Genomic DNA, 21,500 nt, shown 5'->3' with positions numbered 1-21,500 from the left:
GATCCGCGTGGCGCTGGTGCTGGCGATTCTGCTGGCCGGCGCCGCGTCCGGGGCCCCGCTCCTCGCGCAGGACAGGGCCGCTCGGTCGCGCGCCGACCTGGGCGAGGTGCGCTCGCGCCTGCAGGATGCCCAGGCGGCAGCGCAGGATACGGAAAAGACCCGCGCTGAGGCCGACAAGGCGCTCAAGTCGGCGGAGCAGGCGGTCTCCCGCGTGCTGCGCAAGTTGCGGACGCTGCGCCGCGAGCAGCAGCAGGTCCGCAAGGCGCTCGATGCCGTTCAGGCGCAGCAGGTACAGACCCGGCAGCGCATCGACGAAGGGCGCGCCGCCCTGGGCGAGTGGCTGCGTCGCTATTACGAGCATGGCGGCGAGGCCGGCGTCGGCCACCTGCTCAGTGCCCGCGATCCCAACCAACTCGCCCGCGACGCCTACTACCTGGAGCGCATCGGTCGCGAAAAGCAGGCCATCGTCGGCCGGCTGCGCGAGGCCGAAGCGGCCTTCGCCGCCCAGGCGTCGACGATCAAGGAGCGCCAGACGAAGCTCGCTTCGCTCGAGCGCGAACAGACGACCCAGGCCGCGGAACTCAAGCGGGAACGGACCCGGCGGGCCAAGATCCTGGCGGACCTGTCGGCCACGCTGGCGGCCCAGCGTGCCGAGATTGGCGAACTCAAGAAGGACGAGACCCGGCTCATCGCGCTGATCAAGCGCCTGGAGACGGCCCCCGCGCCGAGACCGCCGGTACCTCGGGAGCGGGCGGCCGAACCGGAAGGCGGCTCGACCGGTCATGCGGCTGACGCCTCGGTGCGCGGCCGGCCGTTCGCGCAACTGCGCGGCGCGCTTCGTGCTCCCGTCGAAGGGACCTTCGTCGGCCGCTTCGGTACGGATCGGGCGGCCGGCGGCGCCACTTGGAAAGGGGTGTTCATCCGTAGCCGAGCCGGCGAGGACGTGCGCGCCGTGGCCGATGGCGTGGTGGTGTATTCCGACTGGCTGCGCGGCTTCGGCAACCTGGTGATCGTGGACCACGGTGACGATTATTTGACCGTGTACGGAAACAATGAGGCGCTGTTCAAGTCTACAGGTGAGCGCGTGCTCGCCGGGGACATCATCGCCTCCGTCGGCGACAGCGGGGGAAACCCGGAATCGGGTTTATACTTCGAGATCCGTCATAAAGGACGCCCGGTCGATCCGATGGATTGGATCAATCGGGATTGATGTGAGGCAAACCGGGTCCGGGATGCCGACTTGGAGAAACGATGCGTAGCAAACTGCAACAGGCAGGACTCGTCCTCACCGGCTTGTGTGCCGGCATCCTGATCAGCCTGAATTTTCCGGCCAACGCCGACAAGGCGGAACTGGCCCCTCTGCCGGTACCCGAAATCCGGGCGCTGGCCAGCGTGTTCAACGCCATCAAGCAAAGCTATGTCGAGCCGGTCGATGACAAGACCCTCATCACCGAGGCCATCAGCGGGATGGTCACCGGCCTCGATCCGCACTCGGCCTATCTGGATGCAGATGCCTTCAAGGACCTGCAGGTCAGTACCGAGGGCAAGTTCGGCGGGCTCGGCATCGAAGTGGGCATGGAAGACGGCTTCGTCAAGGTCATCTCGCCGATCGAGGACACCCCGGCCTACCGCGCCGGCGTCAAGGCCGGCGACCTGATCGTCAAGCTCGACGACACCCCGGTCAAGGGCATGTCGCTGGCCGAGGCGGTCAAGCACATGCGCGGCAAGCCGGGCACCAAGATCGTGCTCACCATCGCCCGCAAGGGCGAAGACCGGCCGGTGACGGTCACCATCGTGCGCGACGTGATCAGCGTGCAGAGCGTCAAGTCGAAACTCGCCGAGCCGGGTTATGGCTATGTGCGCGTGACCCAGTTCCAGGAGAGCACGGCGCGTGATCTGGTGACGCATCTCGACCGCCTGTACGACAAGGGCCCGCTCAAGGGGCTGGTGCTCGACCTGCGCAACGACCCGGGCGGCCTGCTCAATGGCGCCGTCGGCGTGTCGGCCGCGTTCCTGCCGCCCGATGCGCTGGTGGTGTCCACCAACGGGCGCGTCGAGGACGCCAAGCGGGAATTCCGCGCGGTGCCGGACGACTATCTGCGCGGGGATCGGGACGACTTCCTGAAGAAACTGCCGGTGGGCATCAAGGATGTGCCCATGGTGGTGCTGGTCAACGGCGGGTCGGCCTCGGCCTCCGAGATCGTGGCCGGCGCGCTGCAGGACCATCATCGCGCCAAGGTGCTCGGTACCCAGACCTTCGGCAAGGGCTCGGTGCAGACCATTCTGCCCCTCTCCGAGACCACCGCGATCAAGCTGACCACGGCGCGCTACTACACGCCCAGCGGTCGTTCCATCCAGGCCAAGGGGATCGAGCCGGACATCGTCGTCGAGGATCCGCGGGACAAGGCCGTTGGTCACCGGGTGCGTGAAGCCGATCTGGTCGGTCACCTGACCAACGACCGCGACCCGGATGCGGAAAAGCCGCACGAGAGCGACAAACCGACGATCGAGGCCCCGGCCCCCGAAGGCGATGTGAAGAAGGACGAGCCGCCCAAGCGCATCGAGCCGGCCAGTGCGGAGGACTTCCAGTTCCAGGAAGCATTGAAGCTTCTCAAAGGCGAGCCGATCGTCCAGAATACAGTCACGAAATAACCGTGATCGTATAGGGGGATTCATGCGCCGGGAGACGGCCTACAAGCTGGCGGGCAGGCACCACGACGCCCGCGTGGCGGCGACCGGGCTGGTCAAGCAGCGGGAGATCCGCTTCCGGCCCCTGCCGCCGGGCCAGACCGACAAGGCGCTGACCGCCCTTCAGCGCCTCAAGGGGCTCAAGGTGCGTCCGTCGACGCTGCGCGATCTCACGCTCGAGGTGGAATACTCGGTAATCGACTACTCGCTCGAATTGCTCGAGAACGCGCTTCGCGACGCCGGATTCCACCTGGACAACTCGCTCTACGTGAAACTCGTGCGGGCGCTGGTGTATTTCACCGAGGAAACCCAGCGCCACAACATCGCCTCGCCGGAACGGCTCATCAAGCAGTCCAACGAGGTCTATATCAATGTCTACGATCAGCATCCCCACGGCGATCACGACGACACGCCCATCGAGTTGCGTGACTACAAGTGATCGTCGTTCCGGCATATGAACGACGATCAACTGCTTCGCTACAGCCGTCACATCCTCCTGCCTGAAATCGGCGTCGAGGGCCAGCAGGCCTTCGTGGACGCACGCATGCTCGTGGTCGGCGCCGGCGGGCTGGGTTCGCCCGCGGCCATGTATCTCGCCTCGGCGGGGGTGGGCACCATCGCCCTGGCCGACGACGACGAGGTGGACCTGACCAATCTCCAGCGCCAGATCCTGCACACCGCGCAAAGCGTCGGCCAACCGAAGGTGCTGTCGGGGCAGGCGACCCTGGCGCGGCTCAATCCGGAGGTGACGGTCATTCCGCTGGCCGAGCGCCTGGCCGGCGAGGCGCTCGATGCGCAGGTGGCCGCTGCCGACGTGGTGCTCGACTGTTGCGACAACTTCGACACCCGGCATGCGGTCAATCGTGCCTGTGTCCGCCATCGCAAACCGCTGGTGTCCGGGGCGGCGATCCGTTTCGACGGCCAGCTCTACGTGTTCGACATGCGCGACGCGGACAGTCCGTGCTACCACTGCCTGTTTCCGGAGGCCGAGGATGTGGAAACGGTGCGTTGCGCCGTGATGGGCGTGTTCGCCCCCATCACCGGCATCATCGGCGCCTGTCAGGCCGCCGAGGCGCTCAAGCTGATCGCCGGCATCGGCACTTCCCTGGCCGGGCGGGTGTTGCTGCTCGATGGGCTGAACATGGAGTGGCGCAGCATCAGCCTCGCCAAGGATCCATCCTGCCCGGTGTGCGCTAAGCGCTGACCGGAACCGGCGCTACCGGCCCTGATCGGGGCGGAAGCGGGCGCGCAGGCGCAGGTCGGCGCCCACCTGGCGGACGTCGAAGATGTCCAGGCGGCGGGCGTGCGCCAGTGAGCTCATCTCGGCCAGATTGAACGCCCCTTGGGCCGCATCGCCCACCAGCATCGGGGCCTGGTAGATCAACAGCTCGTCCACACAGCCTTCGCGCAGCAGGGAGCCGTTGAGCTTGAATCCGGCCTCCACATGCACCTCGTTGATGCCTCGCCGGGCCAGTTCGGTGAACAGGGCCTCGAGATCCACCTTGCCGGCGGCGTTCGGCAGGATCACCACCTCAGCGTTGCGCGCCCGAAGCGCGGCGATCCGCTCGGGATTACCGACGGCGGCGGCGATCAGCACCGGCAGTCCGTCGAGGAGGCGGGCGTCCAAAGGCGTTTCGAGGCGCGCATCGACCACGACTTTCAGCGGCTGGCGTGAGCACGGGGCATCCCGCACGGTCAGCTGGGGGTCGTCTTCACGGATCGTGCCATAGCCCGTCAGCACCGCGCAGGCGCGGGCGCGCCAGGCGTGGCCGTCGGCGCGGGCGGCGGGGCCGGTGATCCACTGGCTGACGCCGTTGTTCAGCGCGGTCTTGCCGTCCAGGGTGGTCGCCACCTTCAGGCGCACCCAGGGGCGGCCGCGGGTCATGCGCGAGATGAAGCCGGTGTTGAGGGCTTCGGCCTCGGCGCTCATGAGGCCTTCGGCGATCTCGATGCCGGCCTCGGCGAGTCGTTGCAGGCCCTCGCCAGCCACATCGGGATTCGGGTCGCGCATGGCGGCGACGACGCGGCCGATGCCGGCCGCGATCAGCGCATCGGCGCATGGCGGCGTGCGGCCATGATGAGAGCACGGCTCGAGGGTGACGTAGGCCGTCGCGCCACGGGCCTGGATGCCGGCCTGGCGCAGGGCAATGACTTCGGCGTGGGCCTGGCCGGCGCGTTCATGCCAGCCTTCGCCGACCAGGGTGTCGCCATGGGCGATGACGCAGCCGACACGCGGATTGGGGGTGGTGGTGGTCAGGCCCTGCTCAGCCAGGCGCAGCGCGCGGGCCATGTGCAGGTGATCGATGGCGGTGAAGCGCTGGGCCACGGCGGGCCTCAGCTGGATTTGCTGGGGCGGCCGCGGCCGCGCGAGACCTCGCGAATGGCCTCGGAAAAGTTGTGCACGTCCTCGAAGTTGCGATAGACCGAGGCGTAGCGCACGTAGGCCACCTTGTCGAGCTTCTTCAGTTCGCGCATCACCAGTTCGCCCACTGTCTCGGAGGGAATCTCGCGCTCGCCCATGGCCAGCAGTTTGCCCTCGATGCGCGCGGCGGCGGCCTCGATGTCCTCCAGGGCGACGGGGCGCTTGCGCAGGGCCAGGGTCATGCTGGCGCCCAGCTTGTTGCGGTCGAATTCGACCCGCGTGCCGTTGCGCTTGACGATGTGCGGCATCTTGAGGTCGATGCGCTCGTAGGTCGTGAAGCGCTTGTCGCATTTGACGCAGCGACGACGACGGCGAACGATATCGCCGTCCTCGTTTTCACGGGTATCCGTGACCTGTGTCGAAGGATCACCACAAAACGGACATTTCATCAGCGCGTGCCGTCGGGGGGCGGCGGGCGTGGCCGCCCGCCGGAGTCAGAATCAGTCGCCGTAGACCGGGTACTTGGCGCACAGCTCGGCCACCTGCTTGCGCACGCGCTCGAGGTTGTCGGTGTCGTCCGGCGCGTCAAGCACATCGGCCACCAGATGGGCAATCTTCTCCGCTTCGATCTCGGTGAAACCGCGGGTGGTCATGGCCGGCGAGCCGAGGCGGATGCCGGAGGTGACAAACGGTTTTTCCGGATCGTTGGGAATACTGTTCTTGTTGACCGTGATATGGGCCATGCCGAGCGCCGCTTCGGCGACCTTGCCGGTGATCTTCTTGTTGCGCAGGTCGACGAGGAACACGTGGCTCTCGGTGCCGCCGGAAACGATGCGCAGGCCGCGCTCCTCGCCCAGCACCCGGGCCATGACGCGCGCGTTGGCGATGACCTGTTCCTGGTAGTTCTTGAACCCCGGGCTCATGGCTTCCTTGAAGGCGGCGGCCTTGGCGGCGATGACATGCATCAGCGGACCGCCCTGCAGCCCCGGGAAGATGGCGGAGTTGATCGCCTTGGTGTGCGCTTCCTTCATCAGGATGAGGCCGCCGCGCGGGCCGCGCAGGGTCTTGTGGGTGGTGGTGGTGACCACGTCGGCATGGGGCACCGGGTTCGGATAGAAACCGGCGGCGATGAGGCCGGCGTAGTGGGCCATGTCGACCATGAAGATGGCACCGACGGCCTTGGCGACCCGCGCGAAACGCTCGAAGTTGATACGCAGCGAGTAGGCGGAGGCGCCGGCGATGATGAGCTTGGGCTTATGCTCGTGGGCGAGACGCTCCATCGCGTCGTAGTCGATGGCTTCGTTCGCGTCGAGGCCGTAGGAGACCACGTTGAACCACTTGCCGCTCATGTTGAGCGGCATGCCGTGGGTGAGGTGACCGCCTTCGGCCAGGCTCAGGCCCATGATGGTGTCGCCCGGCTTGAGGAAAGCCATCAGCACGGCCTGGTTGGCCTGGGAGCCGGAGTTGGGCTGCACGTTGGCCGCTTCGGCGCCGAACAGGGCCTTGGCACGGTCGATGGCCAGCTGTTCGGCCACGTCCACATATTCGCAACCGCCGTAGTAACGCTTGCCCGGATAGCCTTCCGCGTACTTGTTGGTCAGCTGGGAGCCCTGGGCTTCCATGACCGGGTAGCTGACGTAGTTTTCGGACGCGATCAGTTCGATGTGGTCTTCCTGGCGCTTGTTTTCAGCGACGATGGCGTTCCACAGTTCCGGGTCGGTGTTGGCGAGCGTGCTTTGCTTGGAGAACATGTGCTTGGGTCGGTTGCGGTTCAAAAGCGGATTCTATCATGCGGTGCCCGGGAGAACGCCAGTGTTATCCGGCGCTTACGCGTTTGGCAGCTCGTCGCGCGTGGCGCCCAGATGGCCTTCGTCGGCCCAGCGGTCGATGTGCCAGCCGTGGGCGTCGCGGCGCAGCCAGTTGAGGGCCGCGTTGGGGATGCGAAAGTCCCGGGGCGCGTCGAGCGGGCGGCCGCTGGCGAGGCGATGGAGGATGTCGAGCACGCCGCCGTGGGCGACTACCAGCACGGTCTGGCCCGGATGCGCGCGGGCGATGTCCTCGAAGGCGGTGCGGATGCGCTCGGCGAAGTCGGTCAGGCGCTCGCCGTTGCCGGGAAAGGGCGCATCCGGCGTGCGCGCCTCGAAGTGCCGGAACGCTTCGGGGTGGCGCGCCCGTGCTTCGGCGTGCGTCAGACCCTGAAAGGCGCCGTAGTGCCGTTCGCGCAGTGCCTGGCGGGCTTCGGCGGCCAACTGCTCGCCACAGATGGCGCGGGCGGTGTCGGCGGCGCGGCGCAGGTCGCTGGTGTAGGCGGCGTCGAAGCGCTGGCGGGCGAGCAGGGCGGCGGTGGCGCGCGCCTGTGCGTGGCCGGTGTCGTTGAGCGGGATGTCGGTGTGGCCCTGCAGGCGGTGTTCGGCGTTCCAGCCGGTCTCGCCATGGCGCACGACGCAGAATCTAACGGTATCGGTCATGAGGCTCCATGGATGGGTTCGGGCGGGGTTTACGCGTTTCCCCTGATGCCGGCGCGGCCCCAGTGTCGGGATAATCGCAGCATTCGACAGGGTCGGCAGGCCAGCACGCGGCGGTCGGCACCCATTCTAATGCGTGAAGGAGGGGACGGCGGGTGTCCGTTTTTCTGAAACTGTCCGCGGTGATCGACTGGATCACCGAACACGTGGGACGAAACCTGATCTGGCTGCTGCTCGGCGCGGTACTCATCAGCGCCGGCAATGCGATCAGCCGCTACGGTTTCAGTCTCAGTTCGAACGCCATGCTCGAGGTGCAGTGGTACCTCTATTCGGCGGTGTTCATCCTCGGGTCGGGCTACACGCTGATGAAGAATCAGCATGTGCGCATCGACCTGATCTCCAACCGGATCTCGGCCAAGGCCCGCAACTGGGTCGATGTGATCGGCATCCTGGTATTCCTCATTCCGGTGGCGGTGATGATTTCGGCCATGTCCTGGCACGGTTTCGTGGAGAGCTACCAGGAGATGGAGCAGTCGAGCAATGCCGGCGGCCTGATCCGCTGGCCGGTGCGCCTGCTCATTCCGGTCGGCTTCGCGCTGCTGGCGCTGCAGGCGTTCTCGGAACTCATCAAGCGGGTGGCCTTCCTGATGGGACGAGGGCCCGATCCGCTCGAGAAACCGGCGGATCACGGGGTCGATATCCCGCATGAGGAAGGGGGTGCCCAGTGACCGAATTCCTCATCGCGAACATGGCACCGCTCATGTTCGGCTCGCTGATCATCTTCCTGCTCAGCGGCTTTCCCGTCGCCTTCGCCCTGGCCGCCAACGGCCTCTTCTTCGGCTTCCTCGGCATCGAACTGGGGCTGCTGACGCCGGCCTTGCTGCAGGCGCTGCCCGAGCGGGTGCTGGGCATCATGGCCAACGACACCCTGCTGGCGATCCCGTTCTTCACCTTCATGGGCATCATCCTCGAGCGCTCGGGCATGGCCGAGGATCTGCTCGAATCGGCGGGACAGCTGTTCGGCCCGATCCGGGGCGGCATCGCCTATGCGGTGGTGCTGGTCGGTGCGCTGCTGGCGGCGACCACCGGCGTGGTGGCCGCTTCGGTGATCTCCATGGGCCTCATCTCGCTGCCGGTGATGATGCGCTACGGCTTCTCGCGGGAAGTCTCGGCCGGGGTCATCTGCTCGTCCGGCACCCTGGCACAGATCATTCCGCCCTCGCTGGTGCTGATCGTGCTGGCCGACGTGCTGCAGGTGTCGGTGGGCGACGCCTACGCCGGCGCGATGATCCCGTCGGCCATGCTGGTGGTGATGCTGATCATCTACATCTTCGTGCTCTCCATCGTCAGACCCGACGCGGTGCCGGCGCTGCCGGCCGAGGCGCGCACGCTGCGCGGTGCGGCCCTGGGCAAGCGTCTGCTGGTGGCGATGGTGCCGCCGGTGGTGCTCATCTTCCTGGTGCTGGGGACCATCTTCATCGGTCTGGCCACGCCCACCGAAGGCGGCGCCATGGGCGCGGTCGGCGCCCTGGCCCTGGCCGGGCTGCGTCGGCGGCTGAGTTTCGGCGTGGTCAAGAGCGCGCTGGAGACCACCGCCAATCTGGCCACCTTCGTGATGTTCATCCTCATCGGCTCGACCGTGTTCGCGCTCACCTTCCGCGCGGTCAATGGCGACCTGTGGGTGGAGCATCTGTTCAGTCTGGTGCCGGGTGGCCAGATCGGCTTCCTGCTGGTGGTCAGCGCCCTGGTGTTCATCCTCGGCTTCTTCATCGACTTCTTCGAGATCGCCTTCATCCTGCTGCCGCTGGTGGGCCCGGTGGCGCAGAAGATGGGCATCGACATGGTCTGGTTCCTGGTGCTGGTCGGCATGAACATGCAGACCTCCTTCCTGACGCCGCCGTTCGGCTTCGCGCTGTTCTACCTGCGCAGCGTGGCGCCGGCCGCCGCCTACCAGGACCCGCTGACCGGCAAGCGCATCGAGGGGGTCCGCACCATGCAGATCTACCGGGGCGTGATTCCGTTCATCGCCATCCAGGTGGTCGCGCTGGCGCTGATCTTCGTGTTCCCGGGGTTGGTGACCTCCAACGAGGACAAGAAGGTGGAGGTGGATCTCGATTCCATCCAGCTCAACATCCAGACCGGCGACGAGTACGGCGCGCCGCCGGCCTTCCCCGGGCTCGACGCGCCATCCGACAAGGGCGGCGACAGCCCGCCGGCGGACGGCAATTCGTCCTCCAGCGAGGGCGACGATGCCAACGCGGCGCTGATGGATGCGTTGCGGGACGCGGCGAAGTCGGCCAAGTGAGGGCCATCGTGCCGTGACGTGGAAAAGGCGCCTCGCGGGGCGCCTTTTCTTTGCGGGCTTCTCGCGCGGCCGGTCTCAGTTCAGGTCGGCCGCCAGCGAAGCCTGTGTCTCGGGCGCCACTTCTCCGACCACATGGGTGTATTCGGGGTGGTCGACGCCCACGGCGAGCGCGTTGCCGGCCTTCAGGTCGCGGCGCATCGCCTCGGTCAGTTCGAACCGCAGGAAATGCACCGATGAGGTCTTGACCTCGTTTTCCCGCGCCAGGTCCTCGTCGGCCACGGCGTACACCTTGTCATGCCCGTCCACGCGCACCCAGGTGCGGCGCTCGACGCCCTTGAGCATCTGCAGGCGCAGCTTGCGCTCGGTTTCGTCCGGATACTCGATGAGCATGGTGGCCTTGAGGTTGCCGCCATCGGGGATGAGCGGATTGTAGGCGTCCAGCTCGTCCTGGATACCGGCCGCCTCGAAGGTGCGCTCGACGCGCAGCATCTCCTGGATCTGGTAGCGGATGGTGGTTTCGTCCTCGAACAGCAGGGTCACGTTGGGGCCGATGTGGACCGTTCGCAGACGTTTGTGGGCGATGGCGCGGGTGCGGAAGGCCGGACGGTGTTGCGCGTAGTCCTCCAGCGACCACAGGCTCTCTCGCGTCAGATGGGTCATGTCATGTCTCCGTCAGATGCCGTAGGCACGGCGCACCAGGGTGATGGGATGCGCCAGCGTCGGGCTCTTGTGCTGGTTCTGCTCGATGCCCTGGGCGATGTGATGGCCGCCCAGCGGGCAGTCGGAACTGATGTAGTCGGGTTCGAATTCCGCCATCTTGCGGAACACCGGGCGGCCGATCTTCATGGCCATGGCGTGGAATTCCTTCTTCACGCCGAAGGTGCCGGCATGGCCCGAGCAACGCTCGGTGGTCTCCACCTCGCAGTCCGGGATCAGTTTGAACAACTCCTCGGTCTTGTGGCCGATGGCCTGCACCCGGGTGTGGCAGGGCACGTGATAGGCCACCTTGCCCAGCGCGGTGGCGAAATCGGTCTTGAGCAGGCGGTCCTTGTGGCGTGCCACCAGGTATTCGAACGGGTCCCACATGGCGTCACGGACGATCTGCACCTCGGCGTCCTCCGGGAACATCAGCGGCAGCTCCTGCTTGAACATCAGCGTACAGGAAGGCACGCCGGTGAGGATCGCGTAGCCCTGGCGGGCGAGCCGCACCAGCTGCGGGATGTTGACGTTCTTGAGGGCTTCGACACCGTCCAGGTCGCCCTGTTCCAGCTTGGGCATGCCGCAACAGGCTTCCTTGTCGACCAGCACCCAGGGGATGGCGTTGTGGTCGAGGATGGCCACCAGGTCGTGGCCGATGCCCGGCTCGTTGTAGTTGATGAAGCAGGTGGCGAACAGGGCCACCTTGCCGGGCGTGCGCTCGCCGTCCTTGACTTCGCTCGCGGCGGGCGCGCCGGCCGCGCTGCGAAACTTGCGCGTGGCGAATTCCGGCAGCCACGCCTTGGCGTCCACCCCCAGGGCGGACTCGAGCACCTTGCGCATCGGGGCGGTGCGATTGACCGCATTGACCGCCTGCGTCACCACCGGGATGCCGGCGAACAGGCCGGTCTTGTCGGTGGAGGAGAGCACGGTGTCGCGCAGCTTTGCGCCATGCTTCTTCCGTTCCACCGCCTTGGCGCGCAGCATCAGGTGCGGAAAATCCACGTTCCACTCGTGCGGCGGCACGTAGGGGCATTTCGACATGTAGCACATGTCGCACAGGTAGCATTGGTCGACGACCGCCGTGTAGCTGGCCTTGGGCACACCGTCGACTTCGCCGGTGGGGCCGTCGTCCACCAGGTCGAACAGGGTCGGAAACGCGCCGCACAGGCTCACGCAGCGGCGGCAGCCGTGGCAGATGTCGAAGACGCGTTCCATCTCCTTGTGGAGGGCGGCTTCGTCCCAGAATTCGGCGTTCTTCCAGTCGAGCGGATGACGGGTGGGCGCCTCGAGGCTCCCTTCCCGAATGGTCGTGGCCGGCATGATTGTCCCCGGTGACTTGTTCTGGCTTTGAATCGATGTCGGCAAGCCGCCCGCCGGTCGGCAGGCGGCCGCGTCGGGAAAGCGGCGTTCAGGCGCTTGCCTTCACCTCATCCAGCGTGCGCTGGAACTTGTTGGCATGGCTGCGCTCGGCCTTGGCGAGGGTTTCGAACCAGTCGGCGATTTCCTCAAAGCCCTCGTCGCGCGCCTCCTTGGCCATGCCCGGGTACATGTCGGTGTACTCGTGCGTCTCGCCGGCGATGGCCGTGGCCAGGTTGGCCTCGGTCTTGCCGAAGGGCAGGCCGGTGGCCGGGTCGCCACAGGCTTCCAGATACTCCAGGTGACCATGGGCATGACCGGTTTCGCCCTCCGCCGTGGAGCGGAACACCGCCGCCACGTCGTTGTAGCCTTCCACGTCGGCCTTGCTGGCGAAATACAGGTAGCGTCGATTGGCCTGCGATTCGCCCGCGAAGGCGGCCTTCAGGTTGTCTTCGGTCTTGCTTCCCTTCAGTTGCATGGTTGTCTCCTGTGTGTGTCAGTCGAACCGTTCCGGCGTGGTCGGGCACAGCAGCGCCCACTCCGAATCCGGAGGGTAGTTTCAAGTTAGACCATGCCGATAGCGTGGGAAATTGGATTCTCCAATGGGGTGCATAGGTTGCTGCTATGAGCGTGGCGCCCGGCCATCATCCCGGCGCGGAGCGCGCTACACTGAACCCTTTAGAGCCACAGAAAACCGGCCCGCCCGGGTCGCCCAACGCCATGAGAACCGAACACGCCCCCACCATCCACCGTGCCGACTACCGCCCCCTGGCCTGGACGGTCGATACCGTCGAGCTGTACTTCTCCCTCGATGCCGAAGCGAGCATCGTGCGCAACACCATGCAGTGCACACGCCAGGGCGACGGGCCGCTGGTGCTGCTGCACGAAGGCCTCATGCGCGAGGATCTCACCGTCAACGGCGCGCCGCCGAAGGCGATGCGCGACGAGGACGGCCGCATCGAGATCGACCTCGACGGCGAGGATGCGGTCGAGGTGGTCGTGGTCACCCGGGTCAATCCGTCCGCCAACACCGAGCTGTCCGGGCTCTACCAGTCGGCTGGCGGCCTGTTCACCCAGTGCGAGGCGGAGGGCTTCCGGCGCATTACCTGCTTCCCCGACCGGCCGGACGTGATGACCCGCTTCACCGTCACCCTCGAGGCCGACCGGCGCGACTATCCGGTGCTGCTGTCCAACGGCAACCTGGTCGAGCAGGGGGAGCTGGAGGCGGGGCGTCATTACGCCAAATGGGAAGACCCGTTCCCCAAGCCGTCCTACCTGTTCGCCCTGGTGGCCGCCGACCTGGTGGTGCTCGACCGCAAGGTGACGACCGTCTCCGGCCGCGAGGTGCTGCTGCAGGTGTATGTGGAAGCGGGCAATCTCGACCGCGCCGACCACGCCATGGATTCGCTGGTCAACGCCCTGCGCTGGGACGAGGAAACCTTCGGTCTGGAGCTCGACCTGGATCGCTACATGATCGTCGCCGTGGGCGACTTCAACATGGGCGCCATGGAGAACAAGGGCCTCAACATCTTCAACGCCAAGTACGTGCTCGCCAAGCCCGAGACTGCCACCGACGTGGACTACGAGCACATCGAGAGCGTGGTGGCGCATGAATACTTCCACAACTGGACCGGCAACCGGGTCACCTGTCGCGACTGGTTCCAGCTCACCCTGAAGGAAGGGCTCACGGTCTTCCGCGACCAGCAGTTCTCCGCCGACATGCTGGCCCGCGCCGGTGGCGAAACCGCCCGCGCGGTCAAGCGCATCGAGGACGTGCGCGTGCTGCGCACCGCCCAGTTCCCCGAAGACGCCGGCCCCATGGCGCACCCGATCCGCCCGGACGCCTACCAGGCCATCGACAACTTCTACACCGCCACCGTGTACGAGAAGGGCGCCGAAGTCATCCGCATGCTGCACACCATCCTCGGCCCCGAGGGTTTCCGCAACGGCATGGACCTGTACTTCAGCTACCACGACGGCCAGGCCGTGACCTGCGACGACTTCGTCGAGGCCATGTCGGAAGCCAATGGCGTGGACCTGGACCAGTTCATGCGCTGGTACAGCCAGCGCGGCACCCCCACCGTGCACGCCGACGTGGCCTTCGACGGCGAGGCGGAGACCTGCACGCTGACGCTCACCCAATCCCGCCCCGACAAGGACGACGAGCCCCTGCAGATCCCGGTGGCCGTCGGTTTCATCAACGCCGTCGGCGACGACATCCCCCTGCGCCTGCAGGGCGAGGCCGAAGCGGGCGCCACCACCCGGGTGCTGCAGCTCACCGAGCGCCAGCAGCAGTTCGTGTTCGAAGGCCTCCGCCCCGGTTCGGTGCCCTCGCTGCTGCGCGGCTTCTCCGCCCCGGTGGTCATGGCGATCAACGAAAGCGACGCGCAGCTCGCCTTCCGCATGGCCCACGACGCCGATCCGTTCAACCGCTGGGACGCCGCCCAGCGCTACATGACCCGCACCCTGCTGGCCATGGCCGCCAGCGACGCCCCCGAGGTGCCGCGCGCCTTCATCGCCGCCTTCGACACCGTGCTCAACAACATCGCCCTCGACCCGGCGTTCCGCACCGTGGCGCTCACGCTGCCCTCCGAGGCCTACCTGCTCGAGCAGATGGACGTGGCCGATCCGGCGGCCCTGCGCCGCGCCATGATCATCATGACCCAGACCCTCGGGCGCGCCCTGGCCGACGACTGGCTGGGTCACGACGAAGCCCTCGCGGTGCCGGGCGAGTACCGCTATCACCCGGGCGACGCCGGCAGTCGCGCGCTGCGCAACCTGGGGCTGCGCTATCTGTGCGCCGCCAACGACCATCAAGGGGTCGGGCTGGCCGAACTGCGCGCTGCCAATGCGAAGAACATGAGCGAGCGTTTCGGTGCCCTCATGGCCCTGGTGCAGAGCCCGGCCGTCGAGGCCGCGCAACTGGCGCTCACCGCCTTCGAGCAGACCTTCGGCGGCGACGCCCTGGTGATGGACAAGTGGTTCGCGGTCCAGGCCGCCGCCTGGCGCTGGAGCCCCGAGCAGCCCGCCACCCTGGAACGGATCGAGGCGCTCACGCAGCACCCGGCCTTCAGCCTCGGCAACCCCAACAAGATCTACAGCCTGTTCGGCAGCTTCTTCCGCAACAATCCGGCCGAATTCCATCGCCCCGACGGCGCCGGCTACCGCTTCTGGGCCGACCGCATCCGCGAGCTCAACGCCCGCAATCCGCAGGTTGGCGCCCGCATGGCGCGCATGCTGGAGAACTGGCGGCGGTACACGCCCGAGCTGCAGCAACTGGCGCGCGAGCAGATCGAGGGCTTGCTGAAGGAAGAGGCATTGAGCCCGGATGTGCGGGAGGTGCTGGAGAAGGCGTTGGGGTGACTGAATCCGGATCGTTGGCGGCTGACTGACACCGTAGGGCGGAAAAGCGAAGCGCCTTCCGCCGAACTGCCCGTTGAGTGCTCACAAGTGGCGGAAAAGCGCAGCGCTTTTCCGCCCTACGACATGTGCATCGCGCGGTCCGTCGGGCGGATCAACGGCGAGCTCAACCGCTGTCGTCCCATTCGCACACCCGGAGTGTCGGGCTTCCCGCGTCGGCCCAACCGACGTAGCGGTCGCGAACGTAGATTGTCTGTAGGCGAAACGCCTGAAAGAGCATTGAAGTGGAAATCAAAGTCAATTTTCTCGAAAAACTCCGACTCGAAGCCAAGTTCGACGACTTCACCGTCACCACGGATCAGCCCATCCGCTACAAGGGTGACGGCTCCGCGCCGAGCCCGTTCGATTATTTCCTCGCCTCGTCGGCCCTGTGTGCGGCCTATTTCGTGCGGGTCTACTGCCTGTCGCGGGACATTCCCACCGAGGGCATCCGCCTGTCGCAGAACAACATCGTCGATCCCGAGAACCGCTACAAGCAGGTCTTCCAGATTCAGGTGGAGTTGCCGGACACGCTCTCCGAGCGGGATCGCACGGGGATTCTCCGCTCGATCGAACGCTGCACCGTCAAGAAGGTGGTGCAGGAAGGCCCCGAGTTCCGGATCGAGGTGGTGGACGATCTGGACGAGGATGCCTCGCTGATGGCGGTGGGGGTTGCCGATCAGCACACCCGCACCATGATCGAAGGCAAGGATCTGCCGCTGGAAGAGACCATCGCCAACATGACCGCCATGCTCGAAGCGCTGGGCATGAAGATCGAGATTTCGTCCTGGCGCAACATCGTGCCCAATGTCTGGTCGCTGCATATTCGCGACGCGGCCTCGCCGCTGTGCTTCACCAACGGCAAGGGGGCGACCAAGGAAAGTGCGCTGTGCTCGGCCCTGGGCGAGTTCATCGAGCGGCTGAGCTGCAACTTCTTCTACAACGACCAGTATTTCGGCGAGGACATCGCCAACGCCGAATTCGTGCATTACCCGAACGAGAAGTGGTTCCGACTGACGGCCGACGACCGGGTGCCCGAAGGGCTCCTGGACGATCACTGCCTGGCGATCTACGACCCGGATGGGGCGCTCAGGGGCAGCCACCTGATCGATACCAACTCGGGCAACGTCGAGCGCGGCATCTGCGCCATTCCCTATGTGCGCCAGTCGGACGGGGAGACCGTCTATTTTCCCTCCAACCTGCTCGAAAACCTGTTCCTCAGCAACGGGATGAGTGCCGGCAACACCCTGGCCGAGGCCAAGGTGCAGTGCCTGTCCGAGATCTTCGAGCGTGCGGTGAAACGGCAGATCATCGAGCAGGAGATGGCGCTGCCCGACGTGCCTGCCGAGGTGCTGGCCCGCTATCCGCGGATCGTCGAAGGCATTCAGGGGCTGGAGGCGCAGGGTTTTCCGGTGCTGGTGAAGGATGCCTCGCTGGGCGGGCGCTTTCCGGTCATGTGCGTCACCCTGATGAACCCGAGGACCGGGGGCGTGTTCGCGTCCTTCGGCGCGCATCCGAACTTCGAAGTGGCGCTCGAACGCAGCCTGACCGAGTTGTTGCAGGGTCGAAGCTTCGAGGGGCTCAACGACGTGCCCCTGCCGACCTTCAACAGCATGGCGGTGACCGAGCCGAACAACTTCGTCGAGCACTTCATCGATTCCACCGGGGTCATCTCCTGGCGCTTCTTCAGCGCCCGGCATGACCACGCGTTCTGCGATTGGGACTTCTCCGGCAGCAATGTGGAGGAGTGCGAGCGGCTGATGGCGATCCTGGAGTCGCTCGGCAAAGAGGTGTATATGGCCACTTTCGAGCACTTCGGGGCATCGGCCTGCCGCATTCTCGTGCCCGGCTACTCCGAGGTGTACCCGGTCGAGGACCTGATCTGGGACAACACCAACAAGGCGCTGGCCTTCCGCTCGGACATCCTCAACATCCACGCGCTCGATGACGCCCAGTTGGCGAGCCTGGTCGAGCGCCTGGAGGACAGCGAAGAAGACAACTTCACCGATATCCGCACCCTGATCGGCGTCGAGTTCGACGAAAACACCGTCTGGGGGCAGCTGACGATCGGCGAACTCAAGGCCCTGATCCATCTGGCGCTGGGCCGTTTCGAGGACGCCCGTGACCTGGTGGAGGACTTCCTGAACTTCAACAATGCCTCCGTGGAGCGTCGGCTGTTCCATCAGGCGATGCACGCCGTGCTCGAGATCGTTCTCGATGACGATCTCGACCTGGAGGACTATCAGGCCAACCTGCGCCGGATGTTTGGCGATGCGGTGATGGACGCGGTGGTGGGTTCGGTGCGCGGGGACGTGACGTTTTACGGGCTGACGCCGACCAGCATGAAGCTCGAGGGGCTGGACAGGCACTTGCGGCTCATCGAGAGCTACAGGAAGCTGCATCACGCCAGGGCGTGTTCCGAGGCGCGCGGGTTGGGCTGAGCGAAGCGAAGCCCGACTATCGCCCTCAAGAACGGCCCTGCCGCGGGTGGGCTTGCGCCATCAGCCGATGCAACTGCGCCCACGGGCGAGAACCGTGATCCTCAGAACCCGTTCGGCTCGGCCTTCGCATAGGCCACGCGGATCGCCAGATCGTGATGCATGCGCGCGTCGTAGCGGGTGAACGATTGGCCCGAGTTGGCGTGGCCGATGGCGTTGGCGGCACGGCCGAAGCTCTGGCTGTCCCGGGTCATCTGCAGGGCGAGATCCAGGCTGTGGTCTTCATGGGTGAAGCTGGCGCCGGTATCGGCGATCCGCGCGAAGGCGGGGGCGGCGGTGAGCAGGGCAGCGCAGGCGCCGGCGAGCAGAAGTTGGCGTTTCATGACGAATCTCCGGATTGGCGGGTCACGCCGCGCGGGAGTGTGTCATGGCCGGCGTGGCCCTGAACGGTTGAACAGGGGCGTCGGCGCGCCGATCGGTGGTGGGCGTTCCCGACGCCGTACTGGTCTGACTGGTTGGCCCGCGGCGGGTTTCCTGCATACATGACTGGTCACAATTTGACCTTCGGTGGCGGGCGCGCGTCGCCGGGTGGTGCCTTGACGGGCGCCGCCGGGCCACGCTGATTCCCGGATTGCGCTTCGCTCCAGCCGGGCTACAACACAGGCACGCCCCGGATGTTTTCAGGAAAAGGAGGGGAATCCCGTGTCCGAGACCGTCGAAGCTCAAGGCCGTTGCCTCTGCGGTGCCGTCACCGTGACCGCCCAGGCCATGCCCACCGGCGTGGGCGCCTGCCACTGCGGCATGTGCCGCCGATGGGGTGGCGGGCCGCTGATGGTGGTCAATTGTGGTGACCAGGTGGTGTTTTCCGGCCAGGATCACATCGGCATCTACACGTCGTCCGCGTGGGCGGAGCGGGGCTTCTGCACCACCTGCGGCACGCATCTGTTCTATCGCCTCAAACAGAACAACGCCTACTTCGTGCCGGTCGGGCTGTTCGATACCGCAGCGGCGCTGCACTTCGACAACCAGGTGTTCATCGACGAGAAGCCGGCCTATTACGCCTTCGCCAACGACACCGGGACGCTGACCGGTGCCGAGGTGTTTGCGCTGTTTGCCGGCGACCCGTAGCCGGGGCGAGGGTCACTGCCGGTTGGGAAACAGCCTCGACGCGCGCCACATGTTGAAGGTGACCGGCGGCGATGTCTCCACCGCCTGGCCGTCACCATCGACCGCGGTGACGGTGAGCCGGTGTTCGCCCCGATCGATATCGGTGAGGACGAAGACCGGCGTCAGCGACACCGGGCCGGCGGCGGCGCCGTCGATGTCGGCGCGGTAGCCGGCCGCCCGGTCGCCGCCGGCGACGCGGACGGTCACGGTGCCGTTGTTGTCGTGGATGGTCTCGCCCTCGGCCGGCTGCATGATGCGCAGCCGGCCGGCCGCCGCGGCGTGCACGGCGGCCGCGAGCAGTGCCGTGGCGGCGAGGGCGTTCAGGGCGAATCGGATGCGGGGCGGATGGCGCATGGTCGTGTCTCCATGGATCTGTCTGTGTTGACCCGATATTCCGGCATCGTTCCCGGCGCGGCGGCGTCGCCGGGCTTGACGGATCGTACGCCGCAGTGAAGGCTTTGCCCACACACCCCACATCCGATCAAGGATCGTCATGCCTCACGCCGTGCTTCTCTTCGCGCATCTGTGCGCCGCCATCGTCTGGGTCGGTGGCATGTTCTTCGCCTATGCCTGCCTGCGGCCCGCTGCCGCCCAGGTGCTCGAGCCGCCCCAGCGGCTGGGGCTGTGGGTGGCCACCTTCCGGCGCTTCTTTCGCATCGTCGCGGTGGCGCTGGTGTTTCTGCTGGGGAGCGGGTTTTCGATGTTCCCCGCCGGGGGGCTCGCGAACGCGCCGCACGGCTGGCTGGCGATGATGACGCTGGGGCTGGTGATGACCGGCGTGTTCGCCTACATCTACGGCGTGGTCTATCCGGCGTTGGCGAGGCATACCGACGCGGGCGAGTGGCCGGCGGCGGCGGCCCGGCTCAACCGCATTCGCCAGCTCGTGGCCTTCAATCTGGTGCTGTCGGTGCTGGTGATCGCGTCGGCGGCCTCGGCGCGATGAGCGCACCCGCCAACGTGGTGCTCGACGCGCTGCCGATGCCCGATGGCCGGGGCTACCGGGCGCTGTCGCCGGGATGGTTCGTGGCCATCCTGCGGATCGTGTCGGTGGGGTTCGCGGTGCTCACCGCATGGGTGGCGGCCGGGCATTGGCACACCATGCCGGTGTGGGCGCAGGTGTTGGTCGGGGTGCTGGTGCCGGCCTTTCTGCTCATGGGTCTGCATCCGCGTGGCTGGGCGCAGTACGCGACCAAGCCTTTCCTGCAGGCCGACCGGCGGGGCTTGTACCTGCCCAGCCTGACATCGTCGACACTCGGGCGACCGGCGGTGTCGCGGTGGCTGTTCCTGCCCTGGGCCCATGTGTCGGGCCTGCGCCTGGCGCGGGTAATGACCGACGAGGGGGCGAGCCCCTGCGTGGCCTGCGACGTGGTGGCGCGCGCCGAGCAGATCGACGAGTTCTTCCTCGGGACGCCGCTCAAGGCCGACGTGACCGCCGATGGGCGCGTCCCGGTGGCGGTCTATATCCAGGTGCTGCCGCGCCCGAAGGAGGTGCTGGCGCGGCTCGAGGCCTTGTCGATGTGAGTGCCGGGGCGGGGGCTCAGAGCCCCTTGCGCGCGCCGCTCACGGCCATGCGCTCGAGCCCCTTCACCACCTTGATACTGGCCTTTTCCATGGCGGAGACGGCCCGGATGGCGCCGCGGACGTCGCCTTCCTCCAGCAGGGCCAGGGCTTCCTTGCCGCTGGCATGGACGTCGAGGTGAGGGGCTTCGATTTCGCGATAACCCGGCAGCTGAGCATACTGCTTGCGGCCTTCGCCCTCGTAGTACCACTTGCCCAGACGGCAGGCGGTGTGATGGGCGAGGTCGTCGGCGCCCTTGTCGGACAGGCCGAAAAACACCTTGTAGATCTCGAACTTGTAGATCAGGTGGTCGAGCTTGGCGAGCTCGACGAAGGTGCGCAGGGCCGAGCTGGCGATGCTCGACTCCATGCGATTGGTCAGATCGAGCGCCTGGCTCATCTGCTCGGCCATGTGCGAACCGCTGAGACTGAAATTCATCGACTGGTCGGACAGGGCGTCCATGCGCGACTTGACGTTGGACGAGGCGGCCTGGATGCTGCGCACCAGGGGGACGATCTCCTTGGTGGCCTTGTCGGTCTGCGCCGACAGGGACTGGACCTCCTTGGCCACCACGGCGAAGCCCCGCCCCTGTTCGCCGGCGCGGGCCGCCTCGACGGCGGCGTTCATCGACAGCAGATGCGTCTGCGCAGCGATCTGACCGATCAGCTCGGTCATCTCGTTGATCTTCTTGCTCTGGCCGTGCAGCTCGTCGACCTCGGCCACCGCGTCGTGGGAGTCCTCGGCCAGCGACTTGAGCCGGGCCGACATTTCCTCGACCGTGGAGCGGGTGTCGCCCGACACGCGGGCGGCGTCGCGGGCGCTGCTGCGCTCGTCCTGCATCATCTGGGCCATGGCGGCCATGCTCGCCTGGGACTCGGCGAACGAGACGCTGAACTCGGCCAGGCATTTGCCGACCGCCTGGTACATCTTGATCATGTGGCGAGCTTCGACGAGTTCTTCTTCCAGTTCCGCGATGCGCTCATCCTTGTTGGTCGGATGATCTTCGCGGCGAAGCGGATTGGCGGACATGGTTCCCTTCCCTGTGCTGACAGTCTTGATGCCT

General features: G+C 66.4%; 21 protein-coding genes. 11 read left to right on the top strand and 10 right to left on the bottom strand.

Going from position 1 to position 21,500, the window contains the following annotated elements; genetic code table 11:
* The first annotated feature begins 7 nt into the window (after positions 1-7).
* From G3580_RS13130 to G3580_RS13115, 4 genes are read left to right on the top strand one after another with little or no spacing between them, the layout of a single operon-like run.
* Complete coding sequence (locus G3580_RS13130) at positions 8-1,210, top strand: murein hydrolase activator EnvC family protein (RefSeq protein ID WP_173766194.1); 1,203 nt, start codon at positions 8-10, stop codon at positions 1,208-1,210.
* 41 nt (positions 1,211-1,251) lie between these two features.
* Complete coding sequence (locus tag G3580_RS13125) at positions 1,252-2,652, top strand: S41 family peptidase (protein WP_173766192.1); 1,401 nt, start codon at positions 1,252-1,254, stop codon at positions 2,650-2,652.
* A 22-nt stretch (positions 2,653-2,674) separates the two neighbouring features.
* Positions 2,675-3,127 carry a hypothetical protein gene (locus G3580_RS13120; protein WP_173766190.1) on the top strand — a complete coding sequence of 151 codons (453 nt, stop codon included), beginning with the start codon at positions 2,675-2,677 and terminating at the stop codon, positions 3,125-3,127.
* 15 nt (positions 3,128-3,142) lie between these two features.
* A complete protein-coding gene (locus G3580_RS13115; RefSeq protein ID WP_173766188.1) occupies positions 3,143-3,892 on the top strand; it encodes a HesA/MoeB/ThiF family protein in 750 nt (249 codons plus the stop codon).
* 12 nt (positions 3,893-3,904) lie between these two features.
* On the opposite strand, the gene ribD is transcribed toward G3580_RS13115, so the two are convergent.
* From ribD to G3580_RS13095, 4 genes are all read right to left on the bottom strand, one after another.
* Entirely contained in the window at positions 3,905-4,978 is a 1,074-nt protein-coding gene (ribD, locus tag G3580_RS13110) for a bifunctional diaminohydroxyphosphoribosylaminopyrimidine deaminase/5-amino-6-(5-phosphoribosylamino)uracil reductase RibD (RefSeq protein WP_173768808.1), read from the bottom strand.
* Between the two features lie 44 nt (positions 4,979-5,022).
* Complete coding sequence (gene nrdR, locus G3580_RS13105) at positions 5,023-5,499, bottom strand: transcriptional regulator NrdR (protein WP_173766186.1); 477 nt, start codon at positions 5,497-5,499, stop codon at positions 5,023-5,025.
* A 51-nt stretch (positions 5,500-5,550) separates the two neighbouring features.
* On the bottom strand, positions 5,551-6,801 hold the full coding sequence (gene glyA / locus G3580_RS13100; protein ID WP_173766184.1) for a serine hydroxymethyltransferase: 1,251 nt from the start codon (positions 6,799-6,801) through the stop codon (positions 5,551-5,553).
* Positions 6,802-6,876: 75 nt separating this feature from the next.
* Complete coding sequence (locus tag G3580_RS13095; RefSeq protein WP_173766182.1) at positions 6,877-7,518, bottom strand: histidine phosphatase family protein; 642 nt, start codon at positions 7,516-7,518, stop codon at positions 6,877-6,879.
* 152 nt (positions 7,519-7,670) lie between these two features.
* On the opposite strand from G3580_RS13095, the gene G3580_RS13090 reads away from it, so the two are divergent.
* Positions 7,671-8,243 carry a TRAP transporter small permease subunit gene (locus tag G3580_RS13090; RefSeq protein WP_173766180.1) on the top strand — a complete coding sequence of 191 codons (573 nt, stop codon included), beginning with the start codon at positions 7,671-7,673 and terminating at the stop codon, positions 8,241-8,243.
* A complete protein-coding gene (locus G3580_RS13085) occupies positions 8,240-9,820 on the top strand; it encodes a TRAP transporter large permease (protein WP_217424494.1) in 1,581 nt (526 codons plus the stop codon). The genes G3580_RS13090 and G3580_RS13085 overlap by 4 nt, the downstream gene beginning before the upstream one ends.
* A gap of 75 nt (positions 9,821-9,895) precedes the next feature.
* Here the strand turns inward: G3580_RS13085 and G3580_RS13080 are convergent, their stop codons facing one another.
* The 3 genes from G3580_RS13080 to G3580_RS13070 form a co-directional block, all read right to left on the bottom strand.
* Positions 9,896-10,480 (bottom strand): DUF3501 family protein, encoded by a 585-nt coding sequence (locus G3580_RS13080; RefSeq protein ID WP_173766178.1) that lies wholly within the window; start codon positions 10,478-10,480, stop codon positions 9,896-9,898.
* 12 nt (positions 10,481-10,492) lie between these two features.
* Positions 10,493-11,839, bottom strand: coding sequence for a heterodisulfide reductase-related iron-sulfur binding cluster (locus G3580_RS13075; protein ID WP_173766176.1), 1,347 nt, complete (start codon positions 11,837-11,839; stop codon positions 10,493-10,495).
* An 88-nt stretch (positions 11,840-11,927) separates the two neighbouring features.
* Entirely contained in the window at positions 11,928-12,353 is a 426-nt protein-coding gene (locus G3580_RS13070) for a rubrerythrin family protein (RefSeq protein ID WP_173766174.1), read from the bottom strand.
* A gap of 242 nt (positions 12,354-12,595) precedes the next feature.
* On the opposite strand from G3580_RS13070, the gene pepN reads away from it, so the two are divergent.
* Both pepN and G3580_RS13060 read left to right on the top strand, forming a co-directional pair.
* Positions 12,596-15,238, top strand: coding sequence for an aminopeptidase N (gene pepN, locus G3580_RS13065; protein WP_173766172.1), 2,643 nt, complete (start codon positions 12,596-12,598; stop codon positions 15,236-15,238).
* A gap of 281 nt (positions 15,239-15,519) precedes the next feature.
* Positions 15,520-17,715, top strand: a complete 2,196-nt coding sequence (locus G3580_RS13060; protein WP_173766170.1) for an OsmC domain/YcaO domain-containing protein — start codon at positions 15,520-15,522, stop codon at positions 17,713-17,715.
* 101 nt (positions 17,716-17,816) lie between these two features.
* Here G3580_RS13060 and G3580_RS13055 read toward each other — a convergent pair whose 3' ends face one another.
* Positions 17,817-18,095, bottom strand: coding sequence for a hypothetical protein (locus tag G3580_RS13055; RefSeq protein WP_173766168.1), 279 nt, complete (start codon positions 18,093-18,095; stop codon positions 17,817-17,819).
* A 319-nt stretch (positions 18,096-18,414) separates the two neighbouring features.
* On the opposite strand from G3580_RS13055, the gene G3580_RS13050 reads away from it, so the two are divergent.
* The gene (locus G3580_RS13050) at positions 18,415-18,840 is read left to right on the top strand and encodes a GFA family protein (protein WP_217424493.1); all 426 of its coding nucleotides are present in this window, start codon (positions 18,415-18,417) and stop codon (positions 18,838-18,840) included.
* A 12-nt stretch (positions 18,841-18,852) separates the two neighbouring features.
* On the opposite strand, the gene G3580_RS13045 is transcribed toward G3580_RS13050, so the two are convergent.
* Complete coding sequence (locus tag G3580_RS13045; RefSeq protein ID WP_173766166.1) at positions 18,853-19,233, bottom strand: hypothetical protein; 381 nt, start codon at positions 19,231-19,233, stop codon at positions 18,853-18,855.
* Positions 19,234-19,372: 139 nt separating this feature from the next.
* Here G3580_RS13045 and G3580_RS13040 point away from each other — a divergent pair, with 139 nt between their 5' ends.
* Both G3580_RS13040 and G3580_RS13035 read left to right on the top strand, forming a co-directional pair.
* On the top strand, positions 19,373-19,822 hold the full coding sequence (locus G3580_RS13040; RefSeq protein WP_173766164.1) for a CopD family protein: 450 nt from the start codon (positions 19,373-19,375) through the stop codon (positions 19,820-19,822).
* Positions 19,819-20,400 carry a hypothetical protein gene (locus tag G3580_RS13035; RefSeq protein WP_173766163.1) on the top strand — a complete coding sequence of 194 codons (582 nt, stop codon included), beginning with the start codon at positions 19,819-19,821 and terminating at the stop codon, positions 20,398-20,400. The genes G3580_RS13040 and G3580_RS13035 overlap by 4 nt, the downstream gene beginning before the upstream one ends.
* Before the next feature lie 16 nt (positions 20,401-20,416).
* Here G3580_RS13035 and G3580_RS13030 read toward each other — a convergent pair whose 3' ends face one another.
* Positions 20,417-21,466, bottom strand: coding sequence for a methyl-accepting chemotaxis protein (locus tag G3580_RS13030; RefSeq protein ID WP_173766161.1), 1,050 nt, complete (start codon positions 21,464-21,466; stop codon positions 20,417-20,419).
* Between the last annotated feature and the right edge of the window lie 34 nt (positions 21,467-21,500).

It is taken from the genome of Nitrogeniibacter mangrovi (assembly GCF_010983895.1).
GTDB classification, from domain to species: domain Bacteria; phylum Pseudomonadota; class Gammaproteobacteria; order Burkholderiales; family Rhodocyclaceae; genus Nitrogeniibacter; species Nitrogeniibacter mangrovi.
Note: the sequence above shows the minus strand (reverse complement) of the source record. Positions and strands in the feature narration are given on the sequence as shown.